The following is a 2,835-nucleotide window of genomic DNA, read 5'->3' on the forward strand; positions in this document are numbered from 1 at the left end:
TCGCTTTGGCGCAGAATTCGTGATAGAATCAGGGGTAACGATGAGAGGAATGGCCGCTGAATGTGCCATGAAACCATCGGACCGCGTGTGATTTTTAGTCTGACGCGCTTGTTGATTGCGCCGTTGCCGCATCATCTGGATCGCGCAAAAATGCGCGAACAATTGAAAAACGGCTTGCCGTCGAGCCGGGCCCGAACAGTCCGGCTAAGCCTTGAGGCGGACATGATCGAGGCTGCAGTCGCTATGATCGAGGACTCATGGAGGGAAGCGGCGTCTGCAGGCTCTAGTTTGCGTGGCTGCGGCACGTGTTCTTTGAGCGCACGCAGCCCTTGTGCGTCGGCCTAGAGCATCGGACTGAAAATTATACGCAGTCCAATGCTCTAATTTTTTGTTTTTGCATCGGATTTTTCCGAAAACCGGTTCCCATTTTTCGGTCCGATGCTCTAAACCCGGCCGTCGGCTTTGGGATAAGCCGACGCAGAAACCATGCGCCAGAGACACGGGGCCAGAAATACGGGGCCAGAGCACCGCTCCGATTTTCGTTGTCGGTCCGATGCGCGCCGTGACCGCATTGTCTTCATTCAGTGGGCCGGATGCGGGAGGAGCCGCCCGGCCGCAAACGGGAGGAGTTCCATCATGCAATATCGGGTTCAATTCTTTTCCTGGACGCCGAGCTTCGGCGTCCGTCAGGTCGGCCGGGTCATCACGACCAATGCGCCGAGCCCCAAGCTGGCGGCGATCACCCTGCTGAACCTGCCGCTGGACGAAACCGGCGCCCCCAAGAACCTCGCCGTGCGCGTCTGGTCGCCGGACGAGGAGGAAAAGGCCGATTGCGCCTGCTTCTATTACCATTGAGGCAGAGTCGGCAAATCGGCCTCCTGAGAAATCGGCTTGGGAGATCGCGTTGAGAGATCGCGCCGCCGTTCGTGACGGCGCGACGCGCATCAAGGGCGCGCTTCTTTTTCTGCGCCCGGCAACGCAGGCGCCGGGCCTCACAGTCTGTTCAAGAGTTGCTCTTGGTCTGCCGAGAAGGGTGATTTCGAGAACCGGAGCGCAGCGTAGTTAAGGTCCATGAGCACCGGAGGCGCAGAAATTGCCATTTGCAGGCGGCCAACGGCGATTATGGGACAGACTGTCAAGCAGCAACCGTGCGCTCAGCCTGCCCGGCTGGGGCTGGCGGGTGCCCTGCGGCCAAAGGCGGCCATCAGCGCCACGCCCAGCAGGCCGGCGACCAGTGAGCCGAGCAGAATACCGATCTTGACAGCGTCCTGAACCGCCGGGTCGTTGAAGGCCAGCAGGCCAATGAAGAGCGACATGGTGAAGCCGATGCCGCAGAGAAGCGCGGTTCCGGCCATCTGCCCCCAGCCTGCCTGTGCCGGAAGCTGCGCCAGTCCGAGCCGGACCAGGAGCGCGACCGTGCCGAAGACGCCGATGAACTTGCCAAGCACCAGGCCGAGCGCCACGCCCAGCGTCAGCGGCTCGGTGAGGCTGCCGAGCGTGACATGGGCCAGCGAGACGCCGGCATTGGCAAAGCCGAAGATCGGCACGATGATGAAGGCCACCGGCTTGTGCAGCGCGTGCTCCAGCCGGTGCAGGGGCGATTGCGACGGGTGGGCCTCGGGCGTCCCGGGCGTCCGCTTGAGCGGAATGGTCAGCGCCAGCATGACGCCGGCAAGCGTGGCATGCAGGCCGGATGCAAAGACGAAAAGCCAGAGCACGACACCGAGCATCATATAGGGCCAGAGATTTTGCACGCGCCAGCGCCCTAGGGCAAAGAGCGCGGCCCAGACCGCCGCCGCCCCGGCCAGCGCCATCAGGTTCAGTTCAGCCGTGTAGAAGAACGCGATGACGAGCACGGCGCCGAGGTCGTCGATGATCGCCAGCGCCGCCAGGAAGATCTTGAGCGAGGCCGGAACACGCGGGCCGAGCAGCGACATGACGCCGAGCGCAAAGGCGATATCGGTGGCCGTTGGAATGGCCCAGCCCCTGAGCGCTGCCGGATCATGCAAGTTGAGCGCGACATAGATCAAGGCAGGCGCCAGCATGCCGCCGGCAGCGCCGGCGCCCGGCAGAATGCGCCGGCTCCAGCTCGACAATTGCCCGTCCAGCATCTCGCGCTTGATTTCCAGCCCGACCAGCAGGAAGAACACGGCCATCAGCGCATCGTTGATCCAGTGCTGCAGGCCCAGCGGCCCGATCTTCCAGTGCAGCGCATGGGAATAGGCTTCGCCCAGCGGCGAATTGGCCACCAGCAGCGCCAGAACGGCGGCGGCCATCAGCACCAGCCCGCCAGAGGCTTCATTATCGAGAAAATTGCGAAGGGTTGCGCGGGTTCTGCCCTGCGATTGGGTGGAAGACATGGGGTCTCGCCTCCTGTTTATGGAAGGTTGAACAAAGTCTCCGTCGATTTCGGGCATCCCCGCCGCGCACGCAGCACACGCATGACCGGTTATAGAGCTGCGCGCGGAAAAAGGCAGGGCATATTTTTGTGACAGCGGCGGATTGGCAGGAGCGCTGCCCTTGCCCGCCCCACTGCCGAAGGATGTCACATGGGATAGTTGGAATAGACCGGCCGAAGGCGCGCATCGCGGGCAATGCTGGCGGGTGTGATCAGCGGCTGCGCCAGAATGGCGGCGCGGCACTGGTCGAAATCGAGCCCTTTTTCCGTGCAGGGCGCGTAGCTCTGCCAGCGCTTGCGGATCAGCTGGGTCACCAGAACATTGTCGGCATGGAGATCGCCGACCTTCTGCACTTCGCCTAGGCTCAGGACCTATTAATTTGGTTTGAGATGTGATTCACGGTTTCGGAAAGGAGACCGTGATGAGTGATGTGTTT

Annotated in this window: 3 protein-coding genes; 1 reads left to right on the plus strand and 2 read right to left on the minus strand. The window is 62.2% G+C overall.

Going from position 1 to position 2,835, the window contains the following annotated elements; translation table 11 throughout:
* The first annotated feature begins 636 nt into the window (after positions 1–636).
* Positions 637–855, plus strand: coding sequence for a hypothetical protein (locus BJF92_RS09300; protein ID WP_075634472.1), 219 nt, complete (start codon positions 637–639; stop codon positions 853–855).
* 299 nt (positions 856–1,154) lie between these two features.
* Here the strand turns inward: BJF92_RS09300 and nhaA are convergent, their stop codons facing one another.
* Together nhaA and BJF92_RS09310 are read right to left on the minus strand one after the other, a co-directional pair.
* Positions 1,155–2,360: a Na+/H+ antiporter NhaA gene (gene nhaA, locus BJF92_RS09305; protein WP_075634473.1), complete on the minus strand. Its 1,206-nt coding sequence runs from the start codon at positions 2,358–2,360 to the stop codon at positions 1,155–1,157.
* A gap of 185 nt (positions 2,361–2,545) precedes the next feature.
* The gene (locus tag BJF92_RS09310) at positions 2,546–2,752 is read right to left on the minus strand and encodes a hypothetical protein (protein ID WP_075634474.1); all 207 of its coding nucleotides are present in this window, start codon (positions 2,750–2,752) and stop codon (positions 2,546–2,548) included.
* Positions 2,753–2,835 lie beyond the last annotated feature (83 nt).

Source organism: Xaviernesmea rhizosphaerae (genome assembly GCF_001938945.1).
GTDB classification, from domain to species: Bacteria; Pseudomonadota; Alphaproteobacteria; order Rhizobiales; family Rhizobiaceae; genus Xaviernesmea; species Xaviernesmea rhizosphaerae.